Below are 18,645 nucleotides of genomic sequence, written 5' to 3'. Positions count from 1 at the left end.
CAATTTTCTTTACTTATTCAAACATAGAAACTTCTTCAATGTTTTTTAATTTTATTATTTTATCTCCTATCTCATCAAAACTATCTTCGTGAGTTATTATAAAACATATTTTATCTTTTAATTCCTCTTTTATTATCCTTTTTATTGTTTCTTTTGTTTCTTTATCTATATGCACTGTTGCTTCATCGAATATGAATATATCTGCTCCTTTTGCCAGTGCTCGAGCTATTGCAATTAATTGTTTCTGTCCTCCTGATAAATTTTGCCCATTATTTGTTATCATATGATTATCCTTCAATGGAAATTTTTCTATTAATTTTTCCAAATTGCTTTTCTTCAATATTTCTTTGTATTTTTCTTCTTTTATCTCTTTTGATGAATACATTATGTTATTCTTTATTGTATCGTTAAATAGGAATATTTTCTGCGATACTATTCCAAACCTTTCTCTCAATGATTTTATATCTATTTCTTTTTGATTTTTTTCATTTATTATTATTCTTCCTTTATATCCATCATATATCCCCAATAGCAATTTCATCAATGTTGTTTTTCCTGACCCATTTGGTCCTTTTATTATTATTTTTTCCCCTTTTTTTACTTCCAGATTTATACCTTTCAATACTTTTGTTTTTCCATCATATGAAAATTCTATATCTTCCATCTTTATTTTTTTTATCTCTTCTGTCAATTCTTCACCATTTATATTTTTTTCTTCTTCTGTTAATTCCTCCATTATTTCCTTTACTCTTTTTAATGAATTCACTGCCGGCTGTATTGTTAATGTTGTTGTTCCTAGCTGTATTACAGGTGCATATAATTTTCCTATATAGTTTGCAAAGGCTATATATCCTCCTATTGTAAATCCTGAAAAAATTATGTCTTTTCCAGCATATAATAGTACTATTACACCTGCTATTGCACTTATTAATGTTAACAATTCCATTCCTATTGAGTATAATATTCCCTGTTTTATCGCTGTTTTTACAAATTCTTTGTTATAATCTATATTCTTTTTGGTTTCTTTCTCTTCTATATTTAAATTTTTAACTTCTTCTATTCCACTTATACTTTCCTCTAATTTCCCACTCATTTTTGCGCCTTTTTCCATCAATTCCATTGAAATTTTTGATATATTTCCCATAAATTTACTTGTTACTATATAATATAACGGCATTATTGCCAGCGCGATTAATGTCAGTTTTATATTATATTTCATCAATATATATAACACTATTATAAATTCTATTATACTTATCAATATTTTAAATGTTTGTTGTGAAAATAATATCTGTAATTTATCAGTTTCTCCAACTCTTGCCATTATATATCCCGTTTCTTTTCCTTCAAAAAAAGTCATTGGTAATTTTAATACCCTTTTTAATAGATCCTTTTTTATTTCAAATATTATACTCTGACTGCTGATTATAAATATTTTTGAGGTTATATAATTCAATATACTTTTTAATACGTATATCACTATTAATGTCATACAAACCTTTTTTAAATATTCATAATCACCTGTCAGTATCCCATTATCCATCGCTTCTTTGTAGTATTTTGCTGGCATTATTGATACATACGATAATATTATCATCATTATCATCGATATCGTCAATCTTCCTCTATGTCCTTTTGTGTATTTATAGAGAAATTTTATGTTTTCCATTTCTTTCCTCCTGATTATCAAATTCATTTCTAAATTTTTTCTTTGTTAAGAATAAGTGGTGTTAAGTATATTATTCCTATTATTAGTAATATTCCCAATAGTATGTAATACCATTCAGACATTATAAGTACTTCTTTTATTTTTTCGCCTTTAAAAGCAAAAAAATAAATTAATAAAAATAGTACTATTCTTATTATAAATGGATTATCCAGAATCATAAGACTAATTCCCATAATGGCACTTATTACTGTCATTCCTACAGGTATTGTAAGAATTAATGTAATTAAATCAGAAACTGTTGGATATATCCCTGCAGCAAATGGATTTATTATCATCCCTATTGCTATAAGTAAAATTTCTATACCTATTGTAAATATAAATAAAGCTATGATTTTACCTGCAAACACCTCTTTTATATCAAGTGGGGAAGATAATAAATATAAAAGATTCTTATTCTTTTTTTCCTCATTAAAAGCTATCCATCCAAATATATATGGAATAAAAAAAGAAACTAATACACATACAGTAAAATATGGATTGTATATATGTTTTTTTCCTGAATGTATTGTTACTGCCCATATTATCATTGCTATAAAAAATAAATTTCTTTCTTTCTTTTTACGAAAAAATGTTTTTAATTCTTTTTCAATTATAGCCCACATTTTCTTCATCCTCCCTGACAATTGAGATATACATGTCTTCAAGTGTTGTTTTTTCGTCTTCTATTCTTTTTACATCAATTCCTTCTTTTCTGAATATTTCCAATATTTTATCAAGCTTTTCTTCTGGTATAATTGTTGTTTTTTCATCAGATAGATTTATGTTGTTTTCTCTTATTATTCTTTCAGGTATTTTTTGACTAACTATAATTTTTACTTTATCTTCTATTTTTAATGCTTTTTTCATTTCTTTTAATGTTCCATCAACTATTACTTTCCCTTTCCTGAGAAATATTATTCTCGTACAGATCCTTTCTATATCAAATAAATCATGTGATGTTATTATCAATGATTTATCAGTTCCTTTAAAACCTTTCAAAAAATCCACTATATCTCTCCTGGCTTCAGGATCAAGGTTTGATGTGGGTTCATCCATTATTACTAATTCAGGATCATGCGATAATGAATTTAATATTGCAACCTTTTGCCTCATTCCTGCCGAAAGATTTTTTATCAATGTTTTTTTCTTTTCTGTTAATTTCCATCTATCAATTAAATTCCAAATTTCATTATTGTTCTTCTTATATACTTTTTGCCAGAATTTTATGTTCTCTTCTATTGTTAAATCATCATATAATCCCGGTGTATCAAGCACCATACCTATTTTATTCCTTTCTAATTTTTTTATGTTTTTTATGTTTTTTCCAAAGATTTCTATTTCGCCTTCTGTCGGTTTTAATAATCCAAGTATTAATTTTATTAATGTGGTTTTCCCGGCGCCATTGGGACCTATTATACCTATTATTTCTCCTCTTTTTACTGAAAAATGTATGTCTTTTAATGCCTCTGTCCCGCTATAATATCTCTTCTTTACTCCTTTGAATTTTATTATTTCCATATATATCCTCTCCTCTTATTTTAGTATTATCCAGAATAATGTTAATATAATTATAATAACTATAAAATGTTTCAACTGACTTTTTAAATAATATTTCAGTGTCCCTTCTTCATATTCCATTTTTATTCTGAAAATATAATATATTATCACAGCAGTAATAATGATAAGAAATACACTTAACTCCATTTAATCACCTTCTTTACATAATATTTTTCCATTTAATTTTTTAGTTATTTTTGTTTCTATTGCTCTACATTCAAAACAACCAAATCTATATATACATTCTTTACATTTATCTATTTTTCCAAGATGTAATTCCCAATATTTATCTATTTTGTTTTCTAAAAATATTTCTTTAAGAATATTTTCATTTTCTGTAATATCTCCAATTATTTCATTTTCCATTGATGGGCAGGGCAATATTTTTCCTTCTGCATTCAAGGTTATGGTTCCATTCAAACACGGATGATAATAATTATTATTCCAGAAAATTTCGGGAGTTATTCTCATAAATGAATGATTCATAAAACTCTTATTATTTTCATCTAAAAGTTCTGAAATATATATTTTTGTTTTATACTTATTTATTATAATTTCCAGCGTATCTTTAATTTCAAATTCGGGTATTTCATCACTATCCTGTACAAAAGTTAATTCAAAATTTTTCGTATATTTTTTTATATAATTTAACGTTTCCATAAATGAAGAAATATTTTTTTCGTTTTCTTTATCAAAGATATCACTTGTAGAAAATATGATATAGAAATTTATTTTTTTGTATATTTCTTTTTCTAATTCTAATATTTTATTATCTCTAATATGCATCCAATGAAGTAAAATCCAGATTTCTGGTCTTTTTTCATTATTTAAACATATATCTAATAAGTCTTCTGTATTTATATAAGGAAGAGGATTCCCTCCATAAAATATTATGTTATGAACATTTAAATTTAACAATTTATTTAGAAATGTTTTATATATTTTTGAATCAATAGAATTTATATTTGAACTTTTGGTACATACAAAACACGGATAACTTTTCAAGGAAAAACAAAATTTGCAATTTAAATCACAATCTGATGGTATTTGGATATAGCATTTTTGAATTATAGGTGGTAATTTCTGCATACCTTGTGGAGGTAAAATCGTACCTTTACGATTTTTCTCTTCATATATAAAATTATCATAAAATTCTCCCATTGTTTCTTCTTTGATTTTTTCTATGACTTCATATGTATAGGATGATTTTACATTTTCAACTTTAGTGCCATTTTCTAGCTGTACTAAAACGTCAGTCCAAGTTTTCTCTAATTCTATCATATTTCCATCTTTTAAGTCGTAAATTAAACCTTTATTTTCTTTTCCGACAACTAAAATATAATCTTTGTTTAATTTAAAATATTTATTCTTCATATATACACCCCACATTGTTTATATTTTGAAAACTTTATTAAATCAAATATATTAACTCCTTCCTCCAGTAAATTCCAAATCTCTTCGAAAGATTTTTTTATTCCTTCTTTGACATTTTCACAAATATCCGGTGGATCTTTTTTAAATTCTCCATTTCCAGCTAATAGTGCAAAACAAAGAGGACATAATCTTGACACAGGACATATTAAACATTCTGATTTTAACTTTTTATTGTATTTTTTCACGATTTCTTCTATTTTTGAATAATCCAACCAGTTTTCAACATTGCCAATAGGGAAATCATAATTAATTTTTTCACAGCAATGTAAATCTCCAGAAGGTGAAATTGCTATTTTTTCTCCTGGAACACATGTTCCTGTAAACGGAAGAAAAGAAGGTCTAATTTCATATAAATTTACATTTATATTTCTATTGAGTATCGCAAAATACGATAACCCAAATAATAAAGATAAAAATTTATCATTTTCATTTTTTTTAATTTTATGGAAGTATAAATTTTTGAGTTTTCTCATTTGAGAAAAGAATTTTTCTTTTTTTTCTTTTGAGTATTGGTTATACCAATTAGTATAAGAACTTCCTATCATATTAAGTCTGATAAGTCTTTCTGATAAATTACTATTGTCAAAAAAATCCTTCATTTTAAATAAATCTGTTCCATAATCATAACAGGCAATTATAGAACAATATTTTTTATAATAGAAAGGATACTTTTCTTTTATTTTTAATAAATTATTATACACAATTTCAAATGTTCCATTTTGATTTGAAAATACTCGTAATCTATCATGTTCTTCTTTAAAACCATTAAGACTAAAAGCAAGAGAAACTTCATTTTCAGCAAGAAACTTTATTATTTCATCGTTTAATATAGTTCCATTTGTTGTGATAGTAAAATGACATTTGTATTTTTTATTTTTTATATACATTATTGTTTTTTTTATCAAATCAAAATTAATTAAAGGTTCTCCACCATAAAAACCAATAGCTGGAATAAAATATGGGTTTATTTTTTGTGTATTCGAAATATCAGAAAAATATTTATCAATAGCTTTTTTAGCAATATTATAATCCATATATACATTATTATGTGTCCTCATGTTAGAATATTCTCCAGAATATGCACAATATTTACATCTAAGATTACAATCTTCAGTAACAATAAAAAATAATTCTTTACTTCCTTTGTTTTTGATATAATTTTTAATGTTTTTAACATTAATTTTTTTATTATCATAAAAATACTTTTTTCGATAATTACTTTGTAATTTTTTAATATCATTTTTTGACTTTACAAATATAACATTTCCTGTAATATCATCATAAAAATATTCATTTCCTTTTTTTGTTTTAAAAAAAAATCCTTTCATTATTTCACCTCTCGTGTATATTGTTTTCATATTATATGAATAATCAAATTGTTTTTTAAAAAGCCCCCAGGCAATATAAAATATTATTAAAATTTAGTATCTTAATCCATAGCAGCAATATTCCCAGAAATTCCCGCAGCTGCATCCATTACAGGAATTATTGGGGAATCAGTTTGGCATCCTATGCTGCAAATTACTCCACATCCTATAATACATAATAACCCTTCATCTTTGTTATTATCATTAATTATTTTCATAGAAATCAACTCCTCTTTTATAATGATGTTTGTTCTGCTTTAGCATATGTTGCTACACCCATCGCATCTAAAAGCGGTGTAAGAGTATCCAAAGTGCAAATAACAATACATGTACCAGAACAAACAACGAAACATTTTAAACTTTCATTTTTTTCATCATTAACTATTTTCATTATATCTCCTCCAATAAATTATTATTTAGCCCGGGGGATAAATAAAAAGATATACATAATTTATTAGATATGTAATATCAATTCATTCGATTTACTATTAACCTCAAACCTTTTCACTTAAAAATCTCAATTTGGATACGAAGATTGGTTAAATCTATTTTATATTCATCATATTTCCAGCAAAAACAATGTTAGCTGACATTAGTAGTAAAATAACAAATAAGGTTATTATTTTTTTGTTTCCTTACATGATTTTTTCTTATTTTTCTTTCCATTTTTTCTATTTTCTTCTTCTTTTTTCGGTTTTACTTCCTGTAATATTTTTATTTAATCTTTACTTTATTTTCTCTCTATTTTTGAAGAGATTAATAAAAATTATAGTGTCAATTATATAAATGTTTTGTTTACAGGATTTTCACAACATTTTATAAGTATTTTTCAATGTTTATTGATTTTATAATTTTTATAAAATCTGGCACGAGAAAAATTCAGCCGGCTGAGAAATGAAAATTTTTTGATTATAGAACTTGCTCAGTTATATTTAAATAATATTTCTAACTATCCACAAGTGTAATTCAAAATTATTTTTGAAATTTATTTAGGTATTATGTGATTTATTTAATAATACTAGAGATAATATTGTGAATTTTATAACTTAATAATTCAAGATAAAACCCAATAAATGGATAATTTTTATATTATATTATTGTATAATTAAAAGATATTATTTTCACTTATTTAATTCACAATAATTTTAGCAGAAAAAAAAAAAAGATGTCAATATATAATGTAAAATTCCAGTAAAATTTCAATTAATTTTTATTTTGACAAATTCGATAAATTTACATAATTATTATATCATTTGATATATTTTTATTGTTATTTTTTTGTTTAATTCAAAGGACAATAATCATTAATTTATTTTATGATTTTTATAAAAAATGACCTGATTATTAGAAAATAAATTTTTTTCCGGGGTTCATTTCAAATTCCATTCTTTCACCTTATTTTTTTATTTTATCCTTTCTAACACGACTTGCAAGTGTTTTTTTAAAAATAAAATTCGCTATTTATCAATATTTTAGAAGGTTTATTTTATGCAAATAAAGTTATTTCGACAACAACAATGTTAAGAGAATTAGCAAGGGAGGATAAGATTATTAAATTCTTCTCTGCTAATTATGAGAAGATGTATTTTTTTTAATGTTATGATAAGTGATTTTGATTTGAAGAAAGCTGAAAGAAGATTATTGAATTCTGAAGATGTTGAAGATTCGGAATATAATATTTCACCATTTTATTTAGCAAGAAAAAACTCATCACTGAGCTTTTTAAGAAAACAAAGAACTTTAAGGAGTTTGTTTTTAATTATTTTAAGCTCAGTGATGAGGAAATGAGAATATTTGATGGTTTTTTAAGAAATTGTGTTCGATACGATATTAAATGGCCCATTACTCCTTATCCAAAAGGAAAGGTTAGGGATTTTGCTCTTAAATATGGTTTAGGCTATAAGCGTGTTGCTTTAGGATATTACTCTTTTGAAGATGATGAAAGAGTTTTGATTGATGATATTATTGAGGGATTTTTAAAATAGTTCTTCCAGAATTTCTGGAAGAACTATTTTAATTTATTTTCTATAAATTATATATTAAATTTACATAATTTCTGTTTTTAAATAGAATAATATAATTATAAATTATGATATAATGAAGATGCATAAAATTATGAGAGGAGACTGATAATGCAAGAGTTTGAAGGGCTTGAAAGTTTATTTCAAAATAATATTAGAGATTTAAAAGAAGTACCTGTTGATACATTTGCATATATTGGAGATGCTGTTTTAAATCTATATTTTATTAATTATATAATAGATAATGGAAGAAAAAAAGCAGGGCGTTTGCATAATGAAACTAAAAATTATATAAGCGCTTCTGCTCAATCAAAAATTGTAGATCAATTAAAAGACGTTTTTACTGAAGAAGAATTTGATATATATAAAAGAGGATTAAATTCAAAGGGTGCAAAAAAGAGAGGAAATGATCCTGAATACAGAAAAGCAACGGCTTTTGAAACCGTAATAGGCTATCTGTTCTTGAAAAAGGATTATATTAGATTAAACGATATACTTGAAAAATCAAAAAAATTATTAAAGGAGAGAGAATAAAATGTATGTTTATGGAAGAAATGTATTGAAGGAAATAATAAAAGCAAAGTATCCCGTTAAGAATATATTTTTTACTGATAGCAAAAAAGTGGATAAAACACTAAACGATTTAATTAATCTTGCAGAAAAAAACAAGTATCCTTATTCTTTTGCGCCTGATAAGGTATTGCAGAAAATGTCAGGAATATCAAAACATCAGGGCGTTGTTATAGATATTGGAAAAGAATTTAGATATGCGGATGAGGAGATACTTGAAACATTAAGAGAAGATGCCACAATAGTTATACTTGATCAATTACAGGATCCACACAATTTTGGAGCAATAATTAGATCTTCAATAGCGGCAGATGCTGATTTAATAGTAATTCCAAAGGATAATTCCGTTGAAGTTACTCCGACAGTTATAAAAGTATCTGTGGGATTGGCTTTTAGGATTCCAATATTGAAAGTAACCAATTTATCAAGGTTTATTGAGGAAATAAAAAAGCAGGGATATTGGGTTTATGGTGCAGATATGAGTAATAATGTATATTATAAAACCGATTTAACAGGAAAGGTTGCTCTTGTTATGGGAAATGAAGGAAGTGGAATAAGGGAAAAGGTAAAATCAAAATGTGATGCATTAATTTCAATTCCAATGGCAAATGATGTAGATTCCCTAAATGTTTCAGTAAGTGCTGGAATATTATTGTTTGAAATATATAAACAAAAGAGGGGCGAGTAATATGGCAATAATTAAATTGCCACAATCGGTAATAATGAAAATAGCTGCTGGAGAAGTAGTAACAGGTACCTTTGCAGTTGTAAAGGAATTATTTGAAAATTCAATTGATGCACATGCAGATGAAATTACTGTTGAAATACAGGATGGAGGAAAAACATATATAAAAATTTCAGATAATGGAATAGGAATGTCGGAAGATGAGATATTATTGGCAGTTCAACCACATACCACAAGCAAAATAAAGGATGTTGAAGATTTATATTCAATACATACATATGGGTTTAGAGGAGAAGCTCTGGCAGCAATATCAAGGGTTTCCAGAATGAAAATAACTTCAAGAAGAAAAAGTGATGAAATAGCTACAGCAGTAGAATTTGTTGGTTCTGAGCCTATTAATGTAAAAAAAGTAATGGCACCGTATGGTACAACAATAGAAGTAAAAGATCTCTTTTTTAATCTTCCAGCACGAAGAAAATTTTTAAAATCTTCTGCTGTTGAAGGAAGAATGGTAACTGAAATAATAGAAAAATTTATATTTGCCACAAATGTAGGAATTAAGTTTATAAAAGACAAAAAGAACATTTATAATATACAGAAAGATACACCGCTTATACAAAAAATAAATACTGTTTTTCCGGAAACAAAAGAGGAAGATTTTTTTGAATTAAATTTTGAAGAAAACTGGTATAAAATAAAAGGATATATATCACATCCAAGGGTTACAAGGAACAACAGAAGCGCACAAATATTCTTTGTCAATAATAGATATATACGTTCAGGAGAGTTGTTCGCAGTTTTTGAAGCAGGATATGGCGAAATGCTCGAATCAAGAAGACATCCATATGGAATTGTGTTTTTTGAGATTGATCCATCTGAAGTTGATGTCAATGTTCATCCTCAAAAATTAGAAGTAAAGATTTCAGAATCAAAGATATTATATAATGCATTTAAGCGGCTTGTAAGGCAAACACTTCTTAATGAAACAAAATTTAAAATGCAGATTTCTATTGAAAAGCATGAAGAAAATAACCTAAATTCAGATATTGAAAATAATCAAATAAATTTAAATCAGAATATAATTAATTATGAGAAGGAAAACAAAAATGAATACGCTTTAAAAGAAGAAACAATTGAATATAAGACATTTAATATAAAACGGGAAAATACCGAAAAACCAGGATTAAATATGAATTATGAAAGAACTAATCCAATTAAAAATTTAATATCACCTGAAAGGATAAAAAAAGAAAGCATAATTGAGCATAGCTCAAAAAATAATATTTCAGAAAATAGGAATTATGTAGAAGAAACAAAGGATTTTTCTCAGTATAGGATATTAGGATTGCTTGCTAATAGATATATTCTTTTGGAGGTTAAGGATGCCTTATATTTTATAGATTTTCATGCAGCACATGAAAGGGTTATTTATGAGGATTTAAAAAAAGAGTTTATTGAAAATGGAAATATAACAACGCAATTTATGATGATACCTATAAAATTGAATTTAGATGCTGTGAGAAAGGACATATTGGAAAATAATATTGAAAGGGTTAGAAAGCTTGGTTTTGAAATTTCAAAAATTAATGAAGATTACTATATAAAAGGAATGCCTTCTAACATTAAAATAAACGAGCCAGAAAAAACAGTTATAGAAATTCTTGATGAGTTAAGACTTGAAGGTATAGAAAATGAAAAAAAGATTTTTGATAATGTTATAGCAACTATGTCATGTAGAGCAGCAGTAAAAACGGGTGATGATCCTGTGGGTTTGGAAACATTAATTTCTAAAATAATAGAATACAACATTTTAACCTGTCCTCACGGAAGACCAATTGCAATGGAATTGAAAATAAAAAAAATAGACGATTTTTTTGAAAGAACATAATAAAAAAACAAATCTGCCTCAAATGGCAGATTTGTTTTTTATTAAGAATGAAATTTTTCTTTTTGCAGTATCATCTATTTCCAATTTTGAAATATCTGTAATAGGTTTAGAAAGAACGATTTTTTCTGCAGTTTTTTTCCCTATTCCAGGAATTGCAGATAATTCATTTATATTTGCATTATTAATATCAAAAGGATACTTTAATGCTGTAATAGAACGCGCACCATGGTCTATTACAATGGCATCAGTTTTTTCGAAAATATTGAAGTTCCCAATAATACCTGTTTTAATAGGATAAGTTCCAATTTGCCTTCCAAATGAAATCTTTCCTCTTATTTCCTCTATAATTACATTTTTTAAAATACTACCCATAGGGAAAACCTTTTTCAACATCTCATGATTATATGATTCCATATATTCCTTGAATTTTCTAAATTCCTTTTTATGTTGTTTCGGTTTTTCTTTAAATAGTAAAGTGCCTGGAAAAGCCATTGCCTGGCGAACGTTGATTCTTCGTACAAGCAAATCTTCTTTCATTATGCGTTCAAGATATCTTTTATTTATTTCAAAGGTTTCTTTTGTCTCACCAATTAAACCAAATAACAGATTAATGCCCGGGAGAAGTTTAGGAATACCGTTTTCATCTCTAATTCCGCCCACTTCGTTAACAATTCTTATGGCTTCAATAGATTCCTCTGGAAAAATATCCACTCTATTTTTTCTTACCACATTTTCATCAAAAGATTCAACGCCAAAAGAAAGAATATCACCAGCAGTATTGTATTTAACTATAATCTCCAACAATTTTTTAATATCGTTTTTGTGTTTTATTATATAAGCGGGATTTGCATTATCTGTATGCAATATCTCAGCAAACTTAACAGCTTCGCTATATAATTCCTGGAATAATGGTATATTTGGTTTTCCATTATTAAGTTTTGAACCATATGCAAGAAAGTTTGCAGCCCTTCCAAACCTGAAGTTTTTAACACCAACATCTGCAATAGCCTTCATTTCAATTAATAAATCTTCAAGAGGCCTTTCCCTATATTTACCACTAATTAAAGGTTCTGTACAAAAAGAACAAAAACCATTAGTTCTTTCGCAACCACGTGAAAGATCCATTTCTGCAATAATGTCAGGATATCTTGGATGTTGTTTTAAAATTTGTGCCCCTAAAGGAGCTATTTTCGAGATTAAATCATAATCTGATTTATCGTTTAAATTATAATCATCGGAAACAGGATAAACATATAAAAACTTTTCTATATCACCATTTACAATAAAGTCAACATTATCAGGATTAACCGGGATAGCTGCTTTTCCGCCTTTTAATGTATAGCCTTTTACAATAGAGCCACCTAAAACCTTTAAAGGTTCTCTATTTTTCGAAAAAAGTTTGTCTATTTCAGTTAATGAAATGGGGGTTCCGCCCATATAATGTCCAGGAACAGTAACACCGCCTATTATTATTAAGTATTCATAGTGATTAAAAGATTGCCATAAATCTTTATCTCTTACCTGATCAATTGTGTAATAATCAACATCAATTTCGTGATAATATAATGCTCCAGCTGCATATCTAACATATGGAGAAACATATGGCGGAACACCTAAAATTGCTGGTTCATCAACATAACCGTCAATAATTACAGCTTTCAATTTAATTCCCCTTTCATAATCTTTGTGATTTTATTATACCAAAAATTATCTATAATTTTTAGTTAACATATCGAACCTTTTTATTTAACATATAAATGTTAATATTATTTCGTACAAAAATATTTCGCGTACGAAATAAATTGTTTTTTATAAATAGTGAGGTGATGAAATGGATGAAAGAAGCTCTGCTATAGAGGTAATAAAGCTTATCAAAGAAATAAAGGAATTGCTGAGAAAAGCTATGACTACACAATTTGAAAACATGGAAATAACATCTTCCCAATGGATGATATTAGGGATACTAATGAAGAACGGGAGAATGAAAATAGGTGATTTGAGCAAAGAAGTTGGATTATCAAATAGTACGGTAACCGGTATTATAGACAGGTTGGAAAAACGAAATTTTGTCAAAAGAGTGAGGGATTCAAAGGATCGGCGGGTTATATATATTGAATTAACGGAAGAATTTGAAAAAAATAAAAAAGGATTAAATCTAAGTATGGATAATAAACTCAATGAATTTTTGGAAAATGTATCAGAAACTGAATTAAAAAAGGTTATAGACGGGCTTGGAATATTAAAAGATGTTTTAACAAAAAATCTGAAAGGAGATGATGAAAATAATTAAACTAATGAAATTTATGAAACCATATACTGTGTTATTAATATTATCTATAGGCTTGCTCTTTATTCAGGCTACAAGCGATCTTTCATTGCCTGATTATATGTCAAATATAGTTAATGTTGGTATTCAAAAAAGCGGCATTACAGAAACTATACCGGAAGTTATAAGAGCTACTGAAATGAAAAGATTATTTTTGTTTATGAATAAAGATGAGAAAAAAAGCATATTAAATGGTTATGAATATATAAAAACAGGCAGTGAAGAGGCAAAAAATTATATAGATGAATATCCAATACTTGAAAAAGAATCAGTTTATATTTTAAAGGAGAATGAAAATACAGAAGGATTTGAAAAAATATTTTCAAGGGCTTTTTTTGCAGTTCAGGCAATAGAAAAAGGTGAAACAGAAGGCCTTAAAATAAATAAAAATAGCAAAGTAGATATATTTAAATTACTTATATTTTTACCAGAAAAACAAAGAATAGATTTTGCTGATAATATATATGAAAAATTCAGTAAATTAGGGGATTCAATGATAAGTCAGTCATTGGCAATGGCCATAAAAAATGAATATGAAAAAGTTGGAATAGATTTATATCAGAGACAAAAAAGCTATATTTTAACAACAGGAAGCATAATGCTTTTAATAGCTTTGATAAGTGTAACAAGTGCAGTAATAGTTGGTTTTTTTGCATCTAAAACGGCAGCAGGAATGGCAAGGGATTTAAGAAAAGCCATATTTTCAAAGGTAGAAAACTTTGCAGGAGAGGAATTTGACAAGTTTTCCACTGCATCATTAATAACAAGGACAACAAATGATATAACACAAATACAAAATTTAATGGTTATTTTAATAAGAATAGTGTTTTACGCGCCTATACTTGGTATTGGTGGAGTATTTAGAGCACTTGATAAAAGTCCTTCCATGTCATGGATAATTGGTGTAGCAGTAGCCGGAATACTTACATTGATTATATCAATATTCAGCGTAGCATTTCCAAAATTCAAATTAATACAGAAATTAGTTGATAAAATAAATTTAATTGCCAGAGAAAACCTTTCAGGTATTATGGTTATAAGAGCATTTAACACACAGGAACATGAGAAAAAGAGATTTGATAAAGCAAATGTTGAACTTACAAAGACTTCATTATTTGTAAATAGATTAATGGCTGTAATGATGCCAGCAATGATGCTTGTTATGAATATTACAATGATACTTATAGTTTGGGTAGGAGCACATCAAATAGACAATTTCAATCTTCAAGTTGGAGATATGATGGCATTTATGCAGTATTCAATGCAGATAATCTTTTCATTCATAATGATGTCCATGATATTCATATTATTCCCAAGAGCTTCTGTATCCGCAAATAGAATAGCAGAAGTACTTGCAATGGAACCATCAATAACAGATCCAGAAAAACCAAAACACTTTAAAAAGCCATTTAAAGGAGTTGTTGAATTCAAAAATGTATTCTTTAAATATCCTGGTGGTGAAGATTATGCTTTAAAGGAGATATCTTTTAAAGCAGAACCTGGAAAGACAACTGCTATAATTGGTTCAACAGGTTCCGGTAAATCTACGCTGGTAAATTTAATTCCGAGAATATATGATGTAACAAAAGGTGAAGTATTAATAGATGGAATAAACGTAAAAGAAGTTACACAAAAAGAATTACGAGAACACATAGGATATGTCCCACAAAAAACAACGTTATTTAGCGGCACCATAGAATCCAATATAAAATATGGAAATGAAAACCTTACTGATGAAGAAATGAAAAAGGTTGCCGATATAGCAGAAGCATTGGAGTTTATAGAAAAACTTCCAGAAGGTTTTAAAACAGATGTGTCACAGGCAGGTAAAAACTTTTCTGGCGGTCAGAAACAACGTTTATCCATTGCAAGGGCACTTGCAAAAAAGCCTGAAATATTTATATTTGACGATAGTTTTTCAGCGCTTGACTTTAAAACAGATTTATCAATAAGGAGAAAATTAAGAGAATACACCAAGGATAGTACAATAATCATAGTTGCCCAGAGAATTTCCACAATAATAAATGCTGATCAAATTATAGTTATAGATGAAGGAAAGATTGTTGGAATAGGAACTCATAATGAATTAATGAAGAGCTGTGAAACATATAGAGAAATAGCCTATTCACAGCTATCAGAGGAGGAATTGGCATGAGCGCACGAAGAGGAGGCCCAATGGGCGGTGGTCCTGGAATGAAAGGACCTGTTGAAAAAGCCAAGGACTTTAAAGGTACAATGAAGAGATTAATGCAATATTTAAAAGTATATAAATGGTCATTTATAACAGTTATTGTATTTGCAATGGCAAGTGCAACGTTTTCAATAGTTGGTCCTAAAATTCTTGGTAAAGCTACAACAAAGATATTTGAAGGTATAATTGGAAAAATAATGGGAAAAACAGAAGGAATAGATTTTGCATATATATCCAATATAATATTAATTTTAGGTGGATTGTATATTTTAAGTGCAATTTTTGGATATATTCAGGGTTGGATAATGTCCGGTATTTCAATGAAGGTTAGCTACAATTTAAGAAAAGAAATAATGGAAAAAATACACAGAATGCCATTAAAATACTTTGACGGGACAAATCACGGTGAAGTACTTTCAAGAATAACCAATGATGTTGATACAGTAAGTAGAACATTAAATCAAAGTATTTCACAATTAATTATATCTTCCACTATGATAATTGGTGTTATTATAATGATGCTTTCAATAAGCTGGATGATGACTTTAATTGCTTTATTTATACTTCCATTATCAGGATTTTTAATGATGACAGTAATAAAACATTCCCAGAAATTTTTCAAAAAAAGACAGGAATATCTTGGACATGTTAATGGACATGTTGAAGAAATGTATGGCGGTCATACAATAGTAAGGGTGTTTAATGGAGAAGAAAAAAGCATAAAAAAGTTTGAAAATTTAAGCGATCAATTATACGATTCTGACTGGAAATCCCAATTCCTCTCCAGTATGATGATGCCAATAATGAATTTTATAGGAAATCTTGGATATGTTGTAGTTGCAGTGGTTGGTGGATGGTTTGCTGCAAAAAGATTAATAGAAGTTGGGGATATACAGGCATTTATACAATATATGAGATCATTTACACAACCTATTGCACAATTGGCAAATATATCAAACATTTTCCAGCAAACTGCAGCAGCTGCAGAACGTGTATTTGAATTTTTAGATGAAGAAGAGGAAATAGAAGATGTTGAAAATCCTGTTGATGTTTCGCAGATAAAAGGTAAGGTTGAATTTAGAAATGTGCGTTTTGGATATAACCCAGATAAAATAATTATTAAAAACTTCTCTGAAATAATTCAACCTGGACAAACAATAGCCATTGTTGGTCCAACTGGTGCAGGTAAAACAACGCTTGTAAAATTGTTAATGAGATTTTATGATGTAAATGACGGTGCAATATTAATAGACGATATAGATATAAGAAAATTCAAAAGAAATGATTTAAGATCATTATTTGGAATGGTATTACAGGACACATGGCTTTCAAATACAACTATAATGGAAAATATAAGATACGGAAGACTTGACGCAACAGATGAAGAAGTAATAGAAGCTGCAAAAATGGCACATGTGGATTCATTTGTTCATGCATTGCCCGGTGGATATAACATGGTTATAAACGAAGAAATAAATAATATATCTCAAGGTGAAAAACAATTAATTACCATAGCAAGAGCCTTTTTAGCAAATCCTAAAATACTTATACTTGATGAAGCAACAAGTTCTGTTGATACAAGAACAGAATTAAAGGTTCAACAGGCAATGGAAAAATTAATGAAAGGAAGAACGAGTTTTGTTATTGCGCATAGATTATCAACAATAAAAAATGCAGATCTTATAATAGTAATGAATGAAGGTGACGTTGTAGAACAGGGAACACATGAAGAATTACTAAAGAAAAACGGATTTTATGCAAATCTTTATAACTCTCAGTTTGAAGTTGTGGAAAATTAATAAAATCTAGAAAATCCCGGAATCTTACAAAGTAGGATTCCGGGATTTTGATTAATTATTTTTAATCTGAAATGGGTAAATTAACCATCTTCCTCGGGGTTTCCAAGCAATTAGTTTTTTTCTTGAAATCATTTTTCGAATATTTTCCTGTGTTTTTCCTGATAAATTTGAATATTCTTCAACAGTAACCAATTTTTCTTTATTTTCAGAACATATTAACTTATCATATGTTTCTATTATAGCATCTCTTATAATTTTTGAAAGTTTTTTGATGTCCTCCTTTTTAAAATGATTATCAATTTGTTCAGGAGTAAAAGATGTGGGTGAACTTTTAAAAATTTCTCTTATTCCTTTTTCTGCAGATTCAAGAGCTAAAATATAATTATTTCTGTCCTTTTCCTTTTCACCTTTTAAAACAATATTTAAATATCCATTTGCTATAAGTAAAAAATTTAAAAGGATTCTGCCAATACGACCATTACCATCTTCAAAAGGATGTATAGATTCAAAAAAAACATGTACTCTTGCAGAGGCTTCTGCAATAGGATGATTAGAAAATGCATATTTTGAGTAATTACACCATAACCTTATCCAATCGGCTATATCATACATAGGAGGATTGATTTTTGCGCCGGTAATTTTTATAGGACCATTTCTAAAATTTCCCAGTTTATCATAATTTTTAATAATATTTTCAAATAACATTCTATGTGTGTTTTTTACGAAGGTTAAACATGGAATTTCTTCATTTGTTCGAGACAATTCAATAGCCATGTTGTAATAATATCTTGCTGTTCTAAAATAATTTGAAACTTCACTACCAGATTTGTATTTTCCTGAAATTGCTGAATCAAGTTCATCTTCGTCTACAAATATTCCTTCAATCATTATTGAATTTCTGGTTTCAGAACCAAGCATATATAACCATTCATTGTTTGGGATTTTAATTACCTGAAGTGAAAAAAGTTTTTTTCTAAATTCAATTAAGTTATCTTTTGCCATGTTACACCTCTGTTTTGTCCTGTTTTAAAAAGGGAGTTATTTTTATTATACACTATAATCTGCTTTTTTTCAATATTATAATGAAAAAAGAAAGTTG

Annotated in this window: 17 protein-coding genes; 7 read left to right on the top strand and 10 right to left on the bottom strand. The window is 27.6% G+C overall.

Features of this window, described 5'->3' with window-relative positions; all coding sequences use genetic code 11:
* Positions 1–13: 13 nt before the first annotated feature.
* From XO10_RS04570 to XO10_RS04535, 8 genes are all read right to left on the bottom strand, one after another.
* Entirely contained in the window at positions 14–1,669 is a 1,656-nt protein-coding gene (locus XO10_RS04570; protein WP_014296409.1) for an ABC transporter ATP-binding protein, read from the bottom strand.
* A gap of 29 nt (positions 1,670–1,698) precedes the next feature.
* Positions 1,699–2,331 carry an ABC transporter permease gene (locus XO10_RS04565; protein WP_014296408.1) on the bottom strand — a complete coding sequence of 211 codons (633 nt, stop codon included), beginning with the start codon at positions 2,329–2,331 and terminating at the stop codon, positions 1,699–1,701.
* Positions 2,315–3,226: an ABC transporter ATP-binding protein gene (locus XO10_RS04560; protein WP_014296407.1), complete on the bottom strand. Its 912-nt coding sequence runs from the start codon at positions 3,224–3,226 to the stop codon at positions 2,315–2,317. The genes XO10_RS04565 and XO10_RS04560 overlap by 17 nt, the downstream gene beginning before the upstream one ends.
* Before the next feature lie 15 nt (positions 3,227–3,241).
* Positions 3,242–3,412: a hypothetical protein gene (locus XO10_RS04555; protein ID WP_014296406.1), complete on the bottom strand. Its 171-nt coding sequence runs from the start codon at positions 3,410–3,412 to the stop codon at positions 3,242–3,244.
* Positions 3,413–4,639 carry a 4Fe-4S cluster-binding domain-containing protein gene (locus XO10_RS04550; protein ID WP_175421177.1) on the bottom strand — a complete coding sequence of 409 codons (1,227 nt, stop codon included), beginning with the start codon at positions 4,637–4,639 and terminating at the stop codon, positions 3,413–3,415.
* Entirely contained in the window at positions 4,636–6,027 is a 1,392-nt protein-coding gene (locus XO10_RS04545) for a radical SAM protein (RefSeq protein ID WP_014296404.1), read from the bottom strand. Before XO10_RS04545 ends, XO10_RS04550 begins: the two co-directional genes overlap by 4 nt.
* Positions 6,028–6,128: 101 nt before the next feature.
* Positions 6,129–6,284, bottom strand: coding sequence for a hypothetical protein (locus XO10_RS04540; protein ID WP_014296403.1), 156 nt, complete (start codon positions 6,282–6,284; stop codon positions 6,129–6,131).
* 17 nt (positions 6,285–6,301) lie between these two features.
* Positions 6,302–6,457: a huazacin family RiPP peptide gene (locus XO10_RS04535; protein WP_014296402.1), complete on the bottom strand. Its 156-nt coding sequence runs from the start codon at positions 6,455–6,457 to the stop codon at positions 6,302–6,304.
* Positions 6,458–7,850: 1,393 nt separating this feature from the next.
* Here XO10_RS04535 and XO10_RS10580 point away from each other — a divergent pair.
* The 4 genes from XO10_RS10580 (at position 7,851) to mutL (ending at position 11,230) form a co-directional block, all read left to right on the top strand.
* Positions 7,851–8,051 carry a hypothetical protein gene (locus tag XO10_RS10580; RefSeq protein ID WP_254871348.1) on the top strand — a complete coding sequence of 67 codons (201 nt, stop codon included), beginning with the start codon at positions 7,851–7,853 and terminating at the stop codon, positions 8,049–8,051.
* Positions 8,052–8,198: 147 nt separating this feature from the next.
* Positions 8,199–8,621, top strand: a complete 423-nt coding sequence (locus XO10_RS04525) for a Mini-ribonuclease 3 (protein ID WP_014296395.1) — start codon at positions 8,199–8,201, stop codon at positions 8,619–8,621.
* Between the two features lies 1 nt (position 8,622).
* Positions 8,623–9,345, top strand: coding sequence for a 23S rRNA (guanosine(2251)-2'-O)-methyltransferase RlmB (gene rlmB / locus XO10_RS04520; protein WP_014296394.1), 723 nt, complete (start codon positions 8,623–8,625; stop codon positions 9,343–9,345).
* Between the two features lies 1 nt (position 9,346).
* Positions 9,347–11,230, top strand: coding sequence for a DNA mismatch repair endonuclease MutL (gene mutL, locus XO10_RS04515; protein ID WP_014296393.1), 1,884 nt, complete (start codon positions 9,347–9,349; stop codon positions 11,228–11,230).
* Between the two features lie 18 nt (positions 11,231–11,248).
* Here mutL and XO10_RS04510 read toward each other — a convergent pair whose 3' ends face one another.
* Positions 11,249–12,892 (bottom strand): radical SAM protein, encoded by a 1,644-nt coding sequence (locus XO10_RS04510; protein ID WP_075780432.1) that lies wholly within the window; start codon positions 12,890–12,892, stop codon positions 11,249–11,251.
* A 169-nt stretch (positions 12,893–13,061) separates the two neighbouring features.
* Between XO10_RS04510 and XO10_RS04505 the strand changes: the two genes are divergently transcribed.
* The 3 genes from XO10_RS04505 to XO10_RS04495 are packed head-to-tail and all read left to right on the top strand — an operon-like array spanning position 13,062 to position 17,546.
* The gene (locus XO10_RS04505) at positions 13,062–13,520 is read left to right on the top strand and encodes a MarR family winged helix-turn-helix transcriptional regulator (protein WP_014296390.1); all 459 of its coding nucleotides are present in this window, start codon (positions 13,062–13,064) and stop codon (positions 13,518–13,520) included.
* On the top strand, positions 13,513–15,711 hold the full coding sequence (locus XO10_RS04500; RefSeq protein ID WP_175421205.1) for an ABC transporter ATP-binding protein: 2,199 nt from the start codon (positions 13,513–13,515) through the stop codon (positions 15,709–15,711). The genes XO10_RS04505 and XO10_RS04500 overlap by 8 nt, the downstream gene beginning before the upstream one ends.
* Entirely contained in the window at positions 15,708–17,546 is a 1,839-nt protein-coding gene (locus XO10_RS04495) for an ABC transporter ATP-binding protein (RefSeq protein WP_175421176.1), read from the top strand. Before XO10_RS04500 ends, XO10_RS04495 begins: the two co-directional genes overlap by 4 nt.
* Positions 17,547–17,597: 51 nt before the next feature.
* On the opposite strand, the gene XO10_RS04490 is transcribed toward XO10_RS04495, so the two are convergent.
* Entirely contained in the window at positions 17,598–18,548 is a 951-nt protein-coding gene (locus XO10_RS04490) for a Fic family protein (RefSeq protein ID WP_175421175.1), read from the bottom strand.
* Between the last annotated feature and the right edge of the window lie 97 nt (positions 18,549–18,645).

The organism is Marinitoga sp. 1135 (genome assembly GCF_013363245.1).
GTDB classification, from domain to species: domain Bacteria; phylum Thermotogota; class Thermotogae; order Petrotogales; family Petrotogaceae; genus Marinitoga; species Marinitoga piezophila.
This window is presented reverse-complemented; position numbering and strand designations above follow the sequence as displayed.

Bases quoted from the DNA above. Each gene is read 5' to 3' on its own strand.
- XO10_RS04570 (WP_014296409.1), bottom strand. From the start codon at position 1,669: ATGGAAAACATAAAATTTCTCTATAAATACACAAAAGGACATAGAGGA.
- XO10_RS04565 (WP_014296408.1), bottom strand. From the start codon at position 2,331: ATGTGGGCTATAATTGAAAAAGAATTAAAAACATTTTTTCGTAAAAAG.
- XO10_RS04560 (WP_014296407.1), bottom strand. From the start codon at position 3,226: ATGGAAATAATAAAATTCAAAGGAGTAAAGAAGAGATATTATAGCGGG.
- XO10_RS04555 (WP_014296406.1), bottom strand. From the start codon at position 3,412: ATGGAGTTAAGTGTATTTCTTATCATTATTACTGCTGTGATAATATAT.
- XO10_RS04550 (WP_175421177.1), bottom strand. From the start codon at position 4,639: ATGAAGAATAAATATTTTAAATTAAACAAAGATTATATTTTAGTTGTC.
- XO10_RS04545 (WP_014296404.1), bottom strand. From the start codon at position 6,027: ATGAAAGGATTTTTTTTTAAAACAAAAAAAGGAAATGAATATTTTTAT.
- XO10_RS04540 (WP_014296403.1), bottom strand. From the start codon at position 6,284: ATGAAAATAATTAATGATAATAACAAAGATGAAGGGTTATTATGTATT.
- XO10_RS04535 (WP_014296402.1), bottom strand. From the start codon at position 6,457: ATGAAAATAGTTAATGATGAAAAAAATGAAAGTTTAAAATGTTTCGTT.
- XO10_RS10580 (WP_254871348.1), top strand. From the start codon at position 7,851: ATGAGAATATTTGATGGTTTTTTAAGAAATTGTGTTCGATACGATATT.
- XO10_RS04525 (WP_014296395.1), top strand. From the start codon at position 8,199: ATGCAAGAGTTTGAAGGGCTTGAAAGTTTATTTCAAAATAATATTAGA.
- rlmB (WP_014296394.1), top strand. From the start codon at position 8,623: ATGTATGTTTATGGAAGAAATGTATTGAAGGAAATAATAAAAGCAAAG.
- mutL (WP_014296393.1), top strand. From the start codon at position 9,347: ATGGCAATAATTAAATTGCCACAATCGGTAATAATGAAAATAGCTGCT.
- XO10_RS04505 (WP_014296390.1), top strand. From the start codon at position 13,062: ATGGATGAAAGAAGCTCTGCTATAGAGGTAATAAAGCTTATCAAAGAA.
- XO10_RS04495 (WP_175421176.1), top strand. From the start codon at position 15,708: ATGAGCGCACGAAGAGGAGGCCCAATGGGCGGTGGTCCTGGAATGAAA.
- XO10_RS04490 (WP_175421175.1), bottom strand. From the start codon at position 18,548: ATGGCAAAAGATAACTTAATTGAATTTAGAAAAAAACTTTTTTCACTT.